Origin of the sequence: Vibrio sp. CB1-14, assembly GCF_040412085.2 — a bacterium.
Taxonomy (GTDB): domain Bacteria; phylum Pseudomonadota; class Gammaproteobacteria; order Enterobacterales; family Vibrionaceae; genus Vibrio; species Vibrio chaetopteri.
Map to the genome: position 1 here is coordinate 1,623,821 of NZ_CP115921.1, position 14,778 is coordinate 1,638,598.

Below are 14,778 nucleotides of genomic sequence, written 5' to 3' on the forward strand. Positions count from 1 at the left end.
TCTTAAGTCGATTCTATCTATTCTCAAACCGATTATAGTCCAACAGCCCGAATTCGATAGGTTGAGTGCGCTGGTAAAACTCATGAACTTGGTCGCTAAATTGCCAAAAATCAGGAGAGCTACGTCTAACTGCATAATTGTCGAGCAGTTTTACATAGTCCTCTTCGCCGTTGATATTACGAAGTGCAACGACAAAATTTTCGATCTCTGACTCTTTGAAACTTAGATACGCGCTGGGATAACTCCCGATCACACCTCGAACAAAGGTAAGGTCATCGTTCTTATAATCGCGATTCTTCTGTTCAGAGAACAAGCTTGAGATGTTGATGTGTGCATTATTGTGAAGCAGAGTAAACAGTTGTTGATTCCCATTGTCCGCTTCAATCATCACCATGACAATTTGAGGTACGGTTTGAAGTCCTTCTCCTCTAATGTCATCGATACTGCGAAGCAATGCTTCGTTTTTCTCAGACAAACCCGTGTTCACGATTTTGAATCGATCGTGAATTACTGGCTCGAGTTTGCTCTGTAACTTGCCATACAACTCTTGCTTATAGTTCTCGGTTAAATAGAGCTCTTGAGTTGGTTGGCTAAAGGGCTTGATGTTGCGTTGTAAAAACTCACTAAATTGTGGGCTTTGCTCTTGATACCAGCTACTGAACTCTTGGTGACGTACCGTATTTGGCAATAGGGCTAAGAAGTTACTTTCACCTTCCATTCGCAAGAAGTCCATGAACATACGAGTGATCAATTGATGGCCAAAGTTACCATAGACGTCAAAACCGGCCACCAGCAAATAATGGATACGTTCTAGAAGGGCGTAATCAAGGATCCACGCCGTTTTAGGTGGCGTGCCCACCATCCCCTGAACTACAGATGCACTATCGAAATGGCGGAAAACGGTCAGAGCTGCGTTTGGGTTCTCGCCATTACCGGTCCAAAGTACGTCGGTAGTCAGGTGTTTGCCGCCTTCAAACCATTTGTTCATGAACTCCGATTTTGCTTCAAGGTAGCGAGTTTGTTGATTTGCATATTTAACCCAGTTAGTAATTGGGACTGTATTGCTTTCAAGCTCACTTGGCAGCTTCAGGTTGTCTGCTTGCTGCTGATAAAATGCATTCACTTCTGGTAAATCTGCTTTGTCTGGGTCGAGGAAGAAGACCCAAAAGCGATCATTAATGACGTTGAGAGCGAGCTGACCGCGACACACTGGCCCTTTGATATAGGCCATGATAGTATTCTGAGCGTTATCAAGCATAAACTTGAAACGTGCATTCACGGGAAGATCTCTAAATGCTGTCATTGGGTTCGCAGAGACTGCGATATCATAGCTAGGAAGGCTATTAACCTCATAGTCTGGCTTAATGAACCATTGGTACCAGGACTCGAGCCTCGGCATGTTAAGCGCAAAAGGCATATGAGTTTTATCAACAATCGTGCTTCTTACCGGTACTAGGCGGTAATAGACGCGGTCAACACCTGGGGCATCATAAGGTCTCCGAGCTACGATCCTGTCTATAGGTTTACCAGGCGGAGTGGCGGAACGAACTATAGTGAAAAAGCGCTGCTCGGTTTCCACTTCTGAGAAATAGAGGTGAGCAAGATAGAGGTGCTCATAGATATACCTTGCCGTCAGCTGGTTTTTTAAGTCGTCATGATTGAGTAGCTTTTCATATTCATTGACTAGGCTTTGCTCTTCATCAGTAAGTGGCAGTGGTGAATTCATTTTTGCGCCATTACCAAGCCATGAGATGAGCGTTTGGTACTCTGTGTTGGTAATGCCTGGCATACCATAAGGCATACCCCAAAGAGGGTAATCGGCTTCGTACGCATCGTATTCTTCGATCGTTGGGCAAACTTGCGTACGATCGATGGAGAAATCAAATCCTTCAAGCTGATCCGTTTCTGGCAAAGGGTGACGTGCTTTCTGTGTTAGCATTCTCGCAACTAAGCCAGCATCTAAGTTACCTGACAGAGATTGTTCGCGCTCATTTAGCACTGGAAAAAAACCTAACTTTCTCCACTCGGCGGTGGACTGAGCGTCTTCAAATAGACGAGTTGGCTGCGAAGCAGTCAAACGGGTGCCTTGATAGACAAGTTCTTTGCTTGAGCCACGGTCAATACCATCAACAGAAGAGAGTTTGAGCTGACAAGGGGCATCGTAGCATGCGTGACAAACGACACAGCGATTGTCGATGATAGGTTTAACCTCAGAGAGGAAGAAGTCTGATTCGGGGGAAGAGACGGGAACGGTACGTTCTCTTACTTCAGGTTTGCCAAATAGCTGGTCATAGTTGAGCCCTGCGTAAGTGGCACATCCGGAAAAAATCAGGATAAGCAGGGTGAGTGAAAATCGTTTTATTGTCATATTGTGTTCTCAATGCATCGCATAGTGCGAGTGATTCCTTTTGCATAAAGGTAATTTTCATTGATAACTCGATAATTTTCCAACTATATATCCAAATCAGCGGATTTATAATGTTCTGAAGAAACAAAAAAAGCCTGACGATTTATCGTCAGGCTTCGATGCGATGGTACTTTTAAAGTAAGAGAATTACGCTGTTTTTAGCTCAGCTGCTTTCTCTTCAGAAATCGGTTTAGTCACAAGCGAAAGTACGATACATACGCCCATCATAACCGCAGAAATTGTGTACGCTAGGTTGTAACCACCACCATGAGTCATTGAGTAACCTACAATAGCCGCACCGATTGCGCCGCCAATACCCCAAGATGTGTAAAGTACGCCGTAGTTAGTACCGTAGTTCTTAAGGCCGTAGTACTCAGCGGTTAGTGATGGGAATACCGCTAGCAGTGTACCGTAGCCAACTGCAGCAACGGCTGTACCGATGATCAACATGAACTCAGAAGTAAACGTTGAAAACAGTACCATATTCACACCCTGTAGGATGAACGCTAGCATCAGTGTACGTACGCCGCCGATCTTATCAGACAGGATGCCTGCTGCAATACGACCGCCAGAGTTAAAGATAGCAAGTAGAGAAGCTAAGTAAACCGCGTTCGGTAGGTTAGCTTGCACGCTAGCAATGTTTGTGATGTTACCAATGATCATTAGACCAGCAGCAGCTGCAAACGCATACATAACCCATAGAGAGTAGAACTGAGGCGTTTTTAGCATTGCTTTCCAGCTCATGTCAGCCGCTTTCTTAACTTGTACCGGTGCTTGACCTGCTTTTACTTTTGGCTCTTGTGGCTGATAACCCGCTGGTGGGTTATTGATTGTTGCCGCAAGTGGTACAGCAACGATAAGGACGCCAACACCTAGCACCATAAATGTAGAGCTAATACCCATAGAACCAATCAGAGAAGAGGTTAGGGGAGCTAGGTATACTGCTGCTAGACCAAAACCAGCTGCGATAAGGCCATTAACCATGCCTTTCTTTGAAGGGTGGAACCATTTCATTGCTGAAGGAGATAGACATGCGTAACCGAAACCAATACCCGCACCAGTGATCATGCCGAAAGTGATATTAAGCATCATAACTGATTGAACAAAGCTTGAAGCAATCATGCCAAGGCCAGTTAGCGTTGCACCCAAGATAAGGATGTTACGTGGACCCATACGGTCTTGAAGTACGCCAGCCACAAGAAGACAGATAGAAAAAGTGATGGTCGCGATAGCGTAAGGAGATGACGCGTCAGCTGCACTCCAACCCCATTCACTTACTAGGGCTTTGTTAAATACACTCCAAGCATACAGGATGCCAAGACAAAGGTTGATACAGAATCCTGCAATTAGGATTCGCATAGCTTTATCAATCTTGCTCATTTTTGTTCTCTGATATGTCGAACAACGTTCGGGGGGTTAAACACTCAAAATTAGTTTGCGTTTATCAACAGATGACGCAAAGGAGCGCGGATTATAACCAATATTCCTACAATTGGAATCGATTTTTCCGAATTAATTCAATTAACTTATTGATGTAACAAAGGTGTAAATTTGATATTAATTTGACGTGTGAATTATTGGCGTGGTTCGTCGGATCACAAATTTAGCAAGTATTAAAAAAAACTGAGTTGTAAATACATTGTTACAATGGAACTTTGTTGATTGGTAAAATACGTAACATACTGTTACCCAAGGCGATCTATATTTTCGATTGTTGTCTAAATGTAACGGGAAATGAATGGGTGAAATTTGCACTAAAAACGTTCAAAAAGTAAGCTTGAAATATCATCAATTAGGAATCACAATACAGGCAAAATGAGATTTCAAAATTGAAAATGGACATTTCAAACACGTTTTTGATTATTTGTTGAGGTGACGTATGTTCATGACCAAAATTCTAATGTTGCTCGGTGTCTCTCTTGGAGCAGGCTACGCAGCTGCTGACCACATTCACTCTTATCTACTTGGTTTGTCTATTGCTTCTTTAGCGGTTGGAGCTTGCTACATGATCGCATTTGCGAGTACACGTTTCCCGCAATTCGCTATGGGTCTTTTACTCCTAGGAACGATCGCGAAGCTGACAGTCACCGTGGTGGGGGTAGGGTTAAGTATTTCGAATGATTTGATCACCTCACCAATCGTATTTGCGCTGTCTTATTTGTTCTACATCATTGCAGTGAGCTATTTGTGGTTCAGCTACCGCGATAGCATTACGCCAGCGCCTAAAGGACTAAAAGCGCACGTAGCATAGCTGCCTCATAAGGTATGTTACCTAAACATAGAAAAGCGCCGATTCACATGGATGAATCGGCGCTTTTTCCTTTTCGAGTGTTACTTGTTAACTTTAGGCTATCCGTTTTCATGAAGCAGTTGGCTATGACTTAATCGAGCTCTATGCAGGGGGATACAATAAATTGAGCAACGAATCATTAACGAATATAGGCTGACATTAAAATTGAGAGATGTGGCGGCACTGATACGCCGCCACCTTTAACTCACTAGAACAAGTATTCTAAAGTAACTGACCAGTTTCGACCCGGTTGGGTATGAAGGTCGTAGTTCTTTGGGGACATTGAACCTGGTACTACTGTCTTCGACCTCAAGTCATCATGTAGCCAATACTTAGTGTCAAATGCGTTAAACAGACCTGCACGTAAGGTAAGGTCCTGCATTGGACGGTAGTAGGCGGTAAGATCGACGACGGCATAACCAGGTGCATCGACGTTCTTTTTGTCCGCTTCCGCGTCATTATCCTGCCAATCAGTTTTTCGGCTTGCCATGGTTAACGAGCTCAATAATCCCCAATTGTTAGCTACGTTGTCATATCCGAGCGCAAACACCGAGCGCACAGGTGTAACAGTATCTAGTTGCTCGCCAGTTTTCCTATCTTCACCGTCGGTGTAGGTCAATGAAAAACGAGAGTACATACCTTGAGGTGCGCCTAGCCATTCATCAAGAGCCACATTGGTTGAAAACTCAACGCCTCGAATATCTACGTTGTCTAAGTTAACCATTGTGTACACTTCTTTACCGCTGTCAGGATCCGTTCCGAGATATTTTTGAGAGATAAAATCGGTATATTGATTGTAGAAACCAACCAATTCATAAGTGGCATTTTGAGATTGGCTTCTAAAACCTAGCTCATAAGATGTGCTGCGTTCCGATGTTAGATTCGGGTTAGCCTCGATAATCGCGCCCTGATTATAGGTGTAGTACAGATCGTGAACAGTTGGCGCCTTAAAGCCTTGGCTTACCTGACCAAATACACTGTACTGTTGGTTCAGGTGATAAACTGCGCCCAGTTTTGCAGAAAAGTCATCATCTTGGTAGGCGCTGACTTCATTGCTATATCCGTCGCTTTGTTTTGGATCAGTTTTAAAGCTGTCGTAACGTAAACCCGCATTCAAGACCAATTGTTCATTCAGCAAGAAGATCTGATCGTCAATAAACAAACCAAAGTTTGTGGTGGTCGCATCGGGCACACCGGTAGACCCTACAGTACTACCAGTTTGCTTGTAGTCATCGTTATTCAGTTGAAAACGGTTGTCTTTGTAGCTAGTACCATAGGTAAGAAGGTGATAATGGCTGTCGAAATCCAATTGCTTGTTAAGTTTCGCATCAAATTGCCAAGAGCTGTCTTGGGCATCGCGTTGTCTTAGTCGATCGCCGTATAGATTAGTATTGTCAAAGTTTTTATTTAGGCTGCGACTATCTTGATAATTGACCGACCACTCCAAATCATCAGCGATTCCGCTATTGATTTGCCATTGGTGCTCGAATCCTAGTCGGAATCGTTTGTTCTCATCTGATGTATTTCTAGAGTTGTAGATGAAGTCCATCGGGCCCATCGGAATGCTAATACCGTAGTAGGAGAGTTCATCCTCTTTATGTGAATAATTGTAGTACTCACCCGTAAGCCCAATACGATGTTGGTCATTGACTTGGTAGTACGCTTTCGCTAAAACATTTCCTAGATTCTTACTCGCAGGGTTGGCGGCGCCTCGTTGATCGCCAATCACATTGGCACCACTGCCATGTGTTTTTGTTTCAGAGCCATCTGCATACGTTAGCATCAGCAATGTTTCTAATTTGTCTTGGCGCATTGCCCAGGTTGCTGTGGTCTTGAAGTTTTCGTCTGCTGAGCTGTAACCCGTTTTGATACCAAAACGGTGCTCATTACCATCTGTGATTAGTACGTCATCTGGATTTTTGGTTCTCATCACAACAGCACCCGCGACCGCATCTGAGCCAAACAGGGACGAAGACGCACCCTTATTGACTTCGATCGTTGCCAGCGTGTCGACTTCAATGGCGTTGGGATATTTACGCTGCTCTCCCGCACCTGGGTTATAGCCTACAGGCTGTTGAACTCCATCAACCATGATTTTGACTCGCGACCCGTTCATACCGCGAATGTTGAAACCAGAAAGCCCAAACCGGCCACTGCCTTCTGCTTCAACGCCGGGTAGATACTTCACTGCTTGTTTAATATCGCTCGCCATATTTTTCTCAAATTCATCACTTGAGATCTTGCTAATGGAAGTTGAAACATCAGAGTAGGCTTGAGGTGTTTTTGTGCCAGAAACGACTACCACGTCGTCATAGGACTTGGCGTCTATTTCTGCGTGTAGTTGTGGCGCGAAGGCCAGCAATACTGAAGTAGCGATGAGCTGTCTTTTGAAGGGAAACTGGTACATCAATTTAATCCATAAATAAAAATGTGAGTAATGCCTTTAGAGGATGCTTGGGTGATAATACAGATCAAAATGATAATTACTATTATTATCGTTAAATGAATTGATCGAGCGAGCAAAAATTGTTCATCTTGTATAACTCGATAAGTTTTGCTATCACTGACAGACAGTTAGACAATACCCACCAAATTGTCGGTGATAAGGAATAGAAATGTCGGTGTCGATTACATTGGAAGCGTTAACCATATTGGATGCCATTGAAAGAAGAGGCTCCTTTGCCGCCGCTGCGGCTGAGTTCGACCGTGCGACTTCATCGCTCAGTTATCAAATGCAAAAGCTTGAGCAAGATTTGGATATCATGATTTTCGATCGCTCTGGCCATAAAGCGACACTGACCGAAGCAGGGAAACTGATTCTAGAAAGGGGTAGAGTCATTCTTCAGGCAACGGAGAGCATGATTAATGAAGCAAGATTGCTCGCTAATGGTTGGGAACTCGATCTAACCATTGCTTACGACAGCATTATTCCAGTTGCTAACTTTTTTGACCTTGTTGATAAGCTAGGCAATGTCAGCAAAACACGAGTCAAATTAGAAGAAGAAGTCCTTGCTGGATGCTGGGAGGCGTTGAGTGAAGGGCGTTGTGACTTGCTTGTTTGTCCACAGCCAGATGTTTTGCCACAGGGAGTTAAAGCACAGCGTCTTGGTGAAATGTCGATGACATGGGTTGCCGCAACGGATCACTATGTACATAAACGTAATGGTGAGTTTGATAGCGAAGCACGCAGTAAATACCGAGTGATTGCCATTGCTGATACTGCTCGTGAACAGCCTGCATTAAGCGTCAATATTTTAGAGAAACAGCCACGATTAACGGTGTCTAATTTAGACGCGAAAGTTGAGGCTTTGGTCTCTGGGTTAGGAGTTGGAACATTGCCAACACAAGTCGCGGATAGACTGATAGCAGAAGGAAAGCTCAAAGTTATTAAAGATACTGAAGTGAGCAGTATCGATGTAGTTTTGGCATGGAAACGTAATCACATTGGTGAAGCAAAATCTTGGTGTATTCGACATCTCACTAAAACGTGGGATTTAAAATAAGGGGCTTTCGCCCCTTTATCATTTCATTTAATCAAGTCTCAACACCATATCGGCAACGCCATCCTCAAACTGCACATCGAGTTCAAAGCCAAGCTTTTGAGCGAGGGTAAGCATGCCGCGATTAGTGGGCATCGTCATGCCTGAGATTTGCTTGGTTTGCTTGCTCTTGCAGTAATCGATGACCTTGTTCATCAAGATACGACCAAGTCCATTACCTTTAAGATCTGAGCGGATCAAGATAGCAAACTCAGCATCGCTGTTATCCGGCGTGACGAGCACTCGAGATACCCCAATGATATGTGGCGTTTGCTGGCCCATATCAACAGCAACAAACGCCATCTCTCGGTCATAGTCAATTTGAGTGAAGTTCGCTAAAGCTTCATGATTGAACTCTCCCACATCGGAAAAGAATCGCTTGTAGAGATCTTCTTTGGTGACGTTATTGATGAAGTCCGCATGGTAGGGCTCATCTTCAGGTCGAATGGGGCGCAGGAGTACTTGAGTCTCATCACGCAGCGTTAATGTTTGTTCCATTTCAGTTGGATAAGGTCTAATCGCCAGCCTGGATTGCGGCTCTCCTTCATAGCGTTTAATCACGACGGAAGCATCGAGAATGGTAATGTCATCGCCATTAAGAAGTAGTGGATGAATATCCAGTTCGTGGATTTCAGGGCAGGCCACCACAATCTGAGAGATCTTTACTAAGAAGCCAGCAAGCTTGGCGAGATTGACCGCATTGGGCGATTGTTGGAACTTAAGTGTCCCTTTATTAATCGCGTTAATAATCAAATAGCGGGCGAGTGCCATGTTTAAAGGTGGCAACGCGGTGACGGCCTCACGCTCAATATTCCATTCTGAGCCACCTTGTCCTATAAAAATAGCCGGGCCAAATGTTGGGTCGCTAAGCACTTTGACACGAATTTCTTGACCGCCGGCTACTTTCGCCATCTGTTGTACCGTAAGACCCTCGATACGCGCATCAGGGTAAGAGAGTCGGGTGCGATCAAGAATGGACTGGGCAGCATTCGACACTTCTTGCGCATCTTTAAGATTAAGCATTACCCCGTGAATATCAGATTTGTGGGCGATATCCGGAGAGCGAAGTTTTACAGCAACGGGATAGCCAATATTATCGGCTAAGTGTATAGCTTCGCTTGGATCGTGGGCCAACCATGTGGGGAGTGTCGGTAAATTGAGAAGACCAAATAGCTGTTCACAGACATGAGATTCGAGCGATGAAGATCCGTTCGCTTCTGGCAATGTGGAGATTTGTCCTGCCAGCCATTCGTGTGCTTTGTCGAGTTGCTCCGTTGAATAGGAATCCGTCGTGGTCGGCGTTTCCATGAGCTGCCATTGATTTCGTCGGTACTCGACAAGGTGCATGAAAGCAGTCACCGCACTCTCAGGCGTTCGATAGGTCGGTATACCTTGACGGGTGAACAGAAGACGTGCTTCTTTCGCTGTCGCTTCACCGGACCAGTTCGTAAGGATATTAAAGCGTTTTGCTTTAGGGTGTGCTTGGATGGTTTCTATAACTTCATGCGCAGTTTGTGAAGGCTCGGCTGTTGCTGATGGGCTGTGCATGATAAGCAGTGCGTCAATGTCTTCACTGTCGAGTATACACCGTATCGCTTGGCAGTATCGCGCGGATGTCGCATCACCGCCCAAATCGACAGGATTCGATTTAGGCCAGTTTGTAGGCAGTACTTTATCAAACTCGTCAATAGTGTTCGCTGATAGTTGGGCTAAACTCCCCCCTTTATCCGCGAGCGTATCGAGCGCCATTAACGCAGGCCCCATACCATTGGTAATAATGGCTAAACGCTCCCCTCTGAGTGGAACAGAGTGGGTAAGTGTTTCTACCGCAGCAAACAGTTCATGAGTGTTATTTACTCGCAACATACCTGCTCTTTGAATCGCGGAGTCATACACAATATCGAAAGAGCGTGAACTCTGATGAGGTTGAGTCAAACTACCTGTTGTGTGTCGACCGGCTTTTAGTACCAAAATACGACGATTACGAGAAGCAGCACGTGCTGCAGAGAGAAAGCGTCTTGCATCTCGAATGGAGTCCACGTAGAGCAAGATAGCTTCCGTTTTACTGTCACGAGACAAATAATCAAGAATGTCATCGAAATCGACATCGCTACCATTGCCGATGGAGATGAATGCCGAAAAACCGATATTCTTGTCGTTAGCCCAATCCAAAATCGTTGTGCAGACGGCTGAAGACTGGGAAATGAATGCCAACTTCCCGGGTAAACAGTCAACTGGTGAAAAAGAGGCGTTGAAATTTTGCCAAGGCAGCAATACCCCAAGACTGTTTGGACCGACGATTTTCATTCCTGCTTGCTGAGCGATGCGCAAACATGTTTGTTCTATCGTATTGTCATTGTCATAAGGCACGGACATGTCCGAGGCCATTATGATCGCAACTTTAACCCCAGCGACCGCTAAATCGTTTATCAAATCAACATTTCTATCACCTCGGGTACAAAGGATTGCAATGTCCGGAACCAGTGGTAATTCACTCACAGAGCGATAACATAGAATCCCATTAACAGATTTGTATTTAGGGTGAACCGGTAAGATGGTGCCTTGATATCCGCCCATGAGAAGATTCTTGATGACGACGCTACCTGCACGATTCGGTTTACGAGAAGCTCCGATTACGGCGATAGAGCTGGGTTTGAAAAGCGTATCCAACGACATAGCGTCTCCCTGAGCGATGGAGTGATGGGTATAAGATGCATTATTCAACAATACTAGACTAGCTTTGAATCGATTAAAGTTGGTTTGCTCTTAAATTTAGATATAACGTATTGCTGTGCCTCAATTATTGTGTAACATGTCACAGGTAGTTAAGACAGGGTTTTGGAATCATCGTTAGATGATATTCCTGTCTGATAAAGGATAGACAATAGTTAATTCAGGCAGTGATACGATGAAGAAAGTGGTAATAGTGAGCTTAGCTACCATGTTGGCAGCTTGTTCGTCTGGTGAGTTCACAGCAGAAGTGAAATCTGAAAGTTATCGTGAGGACTATCAACCGGTAGCAACAACCGCTGCGCCTGTTGCTGTCGCGACAACAGCAGTTGCAAATGCTGAGTCAGAAAAAGTAGCGAAGAGTGAAACAGTAGAACGTCAGCCTGCAAAAGCTCAAGCAGCGTCGGCTCAAACAGCATCTACTGCGACTAAACAAAAAGCAGCTCCAACAAAAGCACAGCCTGTTCAGGACAACAAAGTTGTTAAGATTGTCCCGCCGTCTAAAAAGCAAGCAGAGCAAAACGTTCGCTTTGGGTATACGATTCAAGTTGTTGCCGTAGGTAGCCAAGATAAAGTAACTCGCTTTGCAAATAAGCTACCGAACAGTAGCCAACCGGTATGGCAAAACTACAAAGTGGTAAATGGCACCAAGTGGTATGCGTTATTATACGGAGATTTTGCGTCTAAAGCGAAAGCGCAGCAAGCTATCAAAACTTTACCCCAGGAATTCCAAGACTTAAAACCTTTCGTTCGCAGCATCGACAAGATCAAAAAGTCCGATTACCCTACATTGAGCAAGCTTAATTAGTAAAATGAATTACCAAGATGCCCAGCGCTTAGATGCACTGGGCATTTTTGTATGCAAACTGCTCATCCGAGTGAATAAATGGCAAATTTAACAGATTTAGAACTGAATCTTGCTGTTCAATCGTTTATGATTCTTTGAAAGCAATCTAAGGACAAGCTTAAGATGTCAAAACTGAATATCCTGCTTCTATGTGGCGGCGGCTCTGCTGAACATGAAGTCTCTCTCGTCTCTGCGAACTATCTAGAAAGCCAACTCAAATTGAACACGAAGTTCAATGTCACCAGAGTTGAAATCACCAAAGAAGGTTGGAAGTGTAGCGATGGTCACCTCGTTGTTTTGGATCTCAACCAAAAGGCATTGGTGGGAGAACATCTTAAACTTAATATCGACTATGTCGTTCCTTGTATTCATGGATTCCCAGGAGAAACAGGTGACATTCAATCACTGTTTGAAATGGCGGGTATCCCGTATCTAGGTTGTGGACCAGAGGCAAGCAGTAACAGCTTCAATAAAATCACTTCTAAGTTATGGTACGACACCCTAGATATTCCTAACACACCATACCTTTTCCTCACTGAAAATGACGAAAAGTCTCACCAGGCAGCAAACCAAGCGTTTGATAAATGGGGTAAAGTGTTCGTTAAAGCGGCCAAGCAAGGGTCTTCAGTGGGTTGTTACAGTGTAACTGAGAAGTCTGCGCTAAACGATGCCATTGACGCAGCATTCGGTTACTCAGACCAAGTTGTCGTAGAGCAAGCGGTGAAACCACGTGAACTTGAAGTAGCGGCCTATGAATATCAAGGCAAACTGGTTATTACTCAGCCTGGCGAAGTGACAGCTCCAGATGGTGCGTTTTATAGCTATGATGAAAAGTACAGTGCAGATAGCCACTCGACGACTACCGTAGAAGCGACCAACTTAACAGACGAGCAACGCGTCATTATTCATGAGTCGGCTCACAAAGTGTTCACTCGAATGAAGCTTAAGCACTTGTCACGCATAGATTTTTTCCTTACAGAAGACAACAAAATCTATCTAAATGAAGTCAATACATTTCCAGGAATGACACCGATTTCCATGTTCCCAAAAATGGTAGAGCATTCAGGTGTGCCTTTTTCTGAGTTTTTAACTGATTGTATCGAATCTGCTTTTAATTAATCGTGATCTTTCTTAGTCTTGAAGAGTGATTTTTGCTCTTCTGACAGCGACGTTTTGCCACTGTATTGCAGTGGCATCGCTGGACTTGCCCATCGACCAAACTCTTGTATTTCTCTGATTTTCAGACCTTCGCGAGACAACGCCTGAACCGCGCCAACGCGTCCTGATTGAGAAGAAAAACTGAGTGCTTCATCCAAACCAAGTAACTGACTTGCACGCTTCAGTACCCGATGTATTGAAGAGTCATCGAGCGGCGAATCGCTGATATTACCGTGTCTATCGATAGCTCTGAACAGAACAGAGTAGGGAACATAGTCTAACCAACGCTGAATACTCTCACCCCCATACTCACTTAATCTATATTGTCTGTCATCAAATGTTACAGTGTAACCATCTTCGTCTTGTGCGATATCCTCGGCTGCTAAGGACTTTAGATCCCGGCGCTTTAGTGCACATTCGTACAATAGAAAGTAGATAGCCAAATCACGAATGTCTTTCTTTTCATCACTGTAAGATAAGAGGCTATGTAGCTTTGCCAAATGGTCAGCAGTAAAAGGGGTGGTTTGTTTGACTTTAGTGTAGCTAGCAATTTTCAATTGATTCATCACCAATCCTACCTGCCGTGAACGAGTAGGGTCTTTATAATCAAACAGATAGTGAACGACGGATATGGTGACAATGTAACGCCTGACGCTACTGTACTTTTTTTCTTGTCTCGTATACTCGATAAATTCAAGTAAGGTTGCTTCGGAGGCTGGCAATGAAGGATGACTATGTAAGTTACAAAACTCATTGAAAGTGCGCCAATCTTTAGACATAGCCAGATTTGTACTACGTGAGTAACAATTAGCAGTCATGTCAGCGAACTCTTGATAGCTGATCGAAGAACGTAACAATCCTTTAAATCTGTTAGCTTCGTCAGGTTCTGTTATTTGTGGGATGTCTTTTTTCATACTAATGCACTATAACTTAATTGATTGACTTACAATACCTGATAACATGTCAGGTGGACAGTGTTACTACAACGATACAAGAGAAAAGTCTTTATGGCTCTAGCGAGTTATCGAGGGTTTACCCTTAAATCTATCGGCTCTTCCAATCAAACATGGAAAGTCACTATTAAAAACCGCGAATTACAGGGTAACCTTGCTGCTGTAAAAAAGAGCATTGACTGGTGGTGCGACACCGCGTCGATCATTGACCCAGCGACATTAGCCGCAAGTTCCGAAAAAGCCCCAGCGAAAGGTGCTCAAGAAAACTTCAACGGGTTTACTATTCGTAATGATACGGGTGAAAACAACGCCTGGTACTGTATGTTTAATGGTAAACTTATCAAAGGTGGTAAGCTTGCTATACAAAGACATATCGAAGCGTACCTAATTGCAAAGAAAAAAGCCGAACTAGCAAAGAAATAATATGACTCTCGTATACTCAACGGAAACAGGCCGTATCAAAGAAGAAAAACAAAAGCCAGAGCGTCCCAAAGGCGATGGCATTGTTCGAATCCAAAAACAGACTAAAGGCCGCAAAGGAAAAGGAGTTTCGATCATCACTGGTTTAGACCTAGATGATGCGCCGCTCAAATTACTTGCAGCAGAACTTAAAAAAGTTTGTGGCTGTGGCGGCTCAGTAAAAGATGGCGCTATCGAAATCCAAGGCGATGCCCGAGATAAGATTAAAGCCGCTCTTGAAAAGAAAGGCTACACAGTAAAGTTAGCTGGCGGTTAATCAAACCAGAATAAAGCAAAAGCCAGCATAATTCAGGTGCTGGCTTTTCTGTATCTAGAACCACATTATCTAAATCGCAGATTAAGATAATGTGGTTATTAGGTATTTTATGGTAAAT

The 14,778-nt window shown here is 44.1% G+C and carries 11 protein-coding genes; 6 read left to right on the forward strand and 5 right to left on the reverse strand.

The features are described from left to right. Positions 1 to 13 precede the first annotated feature (13 nt). Both PG915_RS23085 and PG915_RS23090 read right to left on the reverse strand, forming a co-directional pair. Positions 14 to 2,368: a fatty acid cis/trans isomerase gene (locus PG915_RS23085; protein WP_353499303.1), complete on the reverse strand. Its 2,355-nt coding sequence runs from the start codon at positions 2,366 to 2,368 to the stop codon at positions 14 to 16. A 186-nt stretch (positions 2,369 to 2,554) separates the two neighbouring features. After that, complete coding sequence (locus tag PG915_RS23090) at positions 2,555 to 3,787, reverse strand: L-lactate MFS transporter (RefSeq protein WP_353499304.1); 1,233 nt, start codon at positions 3,785 to 3,787, stop codon at positions 2,555 to 2,557. A gap of 505 nt (positions 3,788 to 4,292) precedes the next feature. Between PG915_RS23090 and PG915_RS23095 the strand changes: the two genes are divergently transcribed. Then, complete coding sequence (locus PG915_RS23095) at positions 4,293 to 4,658, forward strand: NADH:ubiquinone oxidoreductase (protein WP_353499305.1); 366 nt, start codon at positions 4,293 to 4,295, stop codon at positions 4,656 to 4,658. A 247-nt stretch (positions 4,659 to 4,905) separates the two neighbouring features. On the opposite strand, the gene PG915_RS23100 is transcribed toward PG915_RS23095, so the two are convergent. Further along, entirely contained in the window at positions 4,906 to 7,104 is a 2,199-nt protein-coding gene (locus PG915_RS23100) for a TonB-dependent hemoglobin/transferrin/lactoferrin family receptor (protein WP_353499306.1), read from the reverse strand. A 208-nt stretch (positions 7,105 to 7,312) separates the two neighbouring features. Here PG915_RS23100 and PG915_RS23105 point away from each other — a divergent pair, with 208 nt between their 5' ends. Beyond that, a complete protein-coding gene (locus tag PG915_RS23105; protein ID WP_353499307.1) occupies positions 7,313 to 8,200 on the forward strand; it encodes a LysR substrate-binding domain-containing protein in 888 nt (295 codons plus the stop codon). 27 nt (positions 8,201 to 8,227) lie between these two features. Here PG915_RS23105 and PG915_RS23110 read toward each other — a convergent pair whose 3' ends face one another. Continuing rightward, positions 8,228 to 10,912, reverse strand: a complete 2,685-nt coding sequence (locus PG915_RS23110) for a bifunctional acetate--CoA ligase family protein/GNAT family N-acetyltransferase (RefSeq protein ID WP_353499308.1) — start codon at positions 10,910 to 10,912, stop codon at positions 8,228 to 8,230. 232 nt (positions 10,913 to 11,144) lie between these two features. Between PG915_RS23110 and PG915_RS23115 the strand changes: the two genes are divergently transcribed. Together PG915_RS23115 and PG915_RS23120 are read left to right on the forward strand one after the other, a co-directional pair. Then, positions 11,145 to 11,774 carry an SPOR domain-containing protein gene (locus tag PG915_RS23115; RefSeq protein WP_353499309.1) on the forward strand — a complete coding sequence of 210 codons (630 nt, stop codon included), beginning with the start codon at positions 11,145 to 11,147 and terminating at the stop codon, positions 11,772 to 11,774. A 162-nt stretch (positions 11,775 to 11,936) separates the two neighbouring features. Continuing rightward, positions 11,937 to 12,932 carry a D-alanine--D-alanine ligase gene (locus PG915_RS23120; protein WP_353499310.1) on the forward strand — a complete coding sequence of 332 codons (996 nt, stop codon included), beginning with the start codon at positions 11,937 to 11,939 and terminating at the stop codon, positions 12,930 to 12,932. On the opposite strand, the gene PG915_RS23125 is transcribed toward PG915_RS23120, so the two are convergent. Further along, complete coding sequence (locus PG915_RS23125; protein WP_353499311.1) at positions 12,929 to 13,537, reverse strand: tyrosine-type recombinase/integrase; 609 nt, start codon at positions 13,535 to 13,537, stop codon at positions 12,929 to 12,931. The two genes, PG915_RS23120 and PG915_RS23125, sit on opposite strands and share 4 nt — an antisense overlap. 441 nt (positions 13,538 to 13,978) lie before the next feature. On the opposite strand from PG915_RS23125, the gene PG915_RS23130 reads away from it, so the two are divergent. Further along, positions 13,979 to 14,347, forward strand: a complete 369-nt coding sequence (locus PG915_RS23130) for a DUF3319 domain-containing protein (RefSeq protein ID WP_042495946.1) — start codon at positions 13,979 to 13,981, stop codon at positions 14,345 to 14,347. Position 14,348: 1 nt separating this feature from the next. Further along, positions 14,349 to 14,660: a stress response translation initiation inhibitor YciH gene (gene yciH / locus PG915_RS23135; protein ID WP_353499312.1), complete on the forward strand. Its 312-nt coding sequence runs from the start codon at positions 14,349 to 14,351 to the stop codon at positions 14,658 to 14,660. The last annotated feature ends 118 nt before the right edge of the window (positions 14,661 to 14,778 follow it).

Excerpts from the sequence above, each read along its gene's own strand:
- PG915_RS23110 (WP_353499308.1), bottom strand. The coding sequence starts at position 10,912 with ATGTCGTTGGATACGCTTTTCAAACCCAGCTCTATCGCCGTAATCGGA.
- PG915_RS23115 (WP_353499309.1), top strand. The coding sequence starts at position 11,145 with ATGAAGAAAGTGGTAATAGTGAGCTTAGCTACCATGTTGGCAGCTTGT.
- yciH (WP_353499312.1), top strand. The coding sequence starts at position 14,349 with ATGACTCTCGTATACTCAACGGAAACAGGCCGTATCAAAGAAGAAAAA.
- PG915_RS23105 (WP_353499307.1), top strand. The coding sequence starts at position 7,313 with ATGTCGGTGTCGATTACATTGGAAGCGTTAACCATATTGGATGCCATT.
- PG915_RS23090 (WP_353499304.1), bottom strand. The coding sequence starts at position 3,787 with ATGAGCAAGATTGATAAAGCTATGCGAATCCTAATTGCAGGATTCTGT.
- PG915_RS23120 (WP_353499310.1), top strand. The coding sequence starts at position 11,937 with ATGTCAAAACTGAATATCCTGCTTCTATGTGGCGGCGGCTCTGCTGAA.
- PG915_RS23125 (WP_353499311.1), bottom strand. The coding sequence starts at position 13,537 with ATGAATCAATTGAAAATTGCTAGCTACACTAAAGTCAAACAAACCACC.
- PG915_RS23100 (WP_353499306.1), bottom strand. The coding sequence starts at position 7,104 with ATGTACCAGTTTCCCTTCAAAAGACAGCTCATCGCTACTTCAGTATTG.
- PG915_RS23130 (WP_042495946.1), top strand. The coding sequence starts at position 13,979 with ATGGCTCTAGCGAGTTATCGAGGGTTTACCCTTAAATCTATCGGCTCT.
- PG915_RS23095 (WP_353499305.1), top strand. The coding sequence starts at position 4,293 with ATGACCAAAATTCTAATGTTGCTCGGTGTCTCTCTTGGAGCAGGCTAC.
- PG915_RS23085 (WP_353499303.1), bottom strand. The coding sequence starts at position 2,368 with ATGACAATAAAACGATTTTCACTCACCCTGCTTATCCTGATTTTTTCC.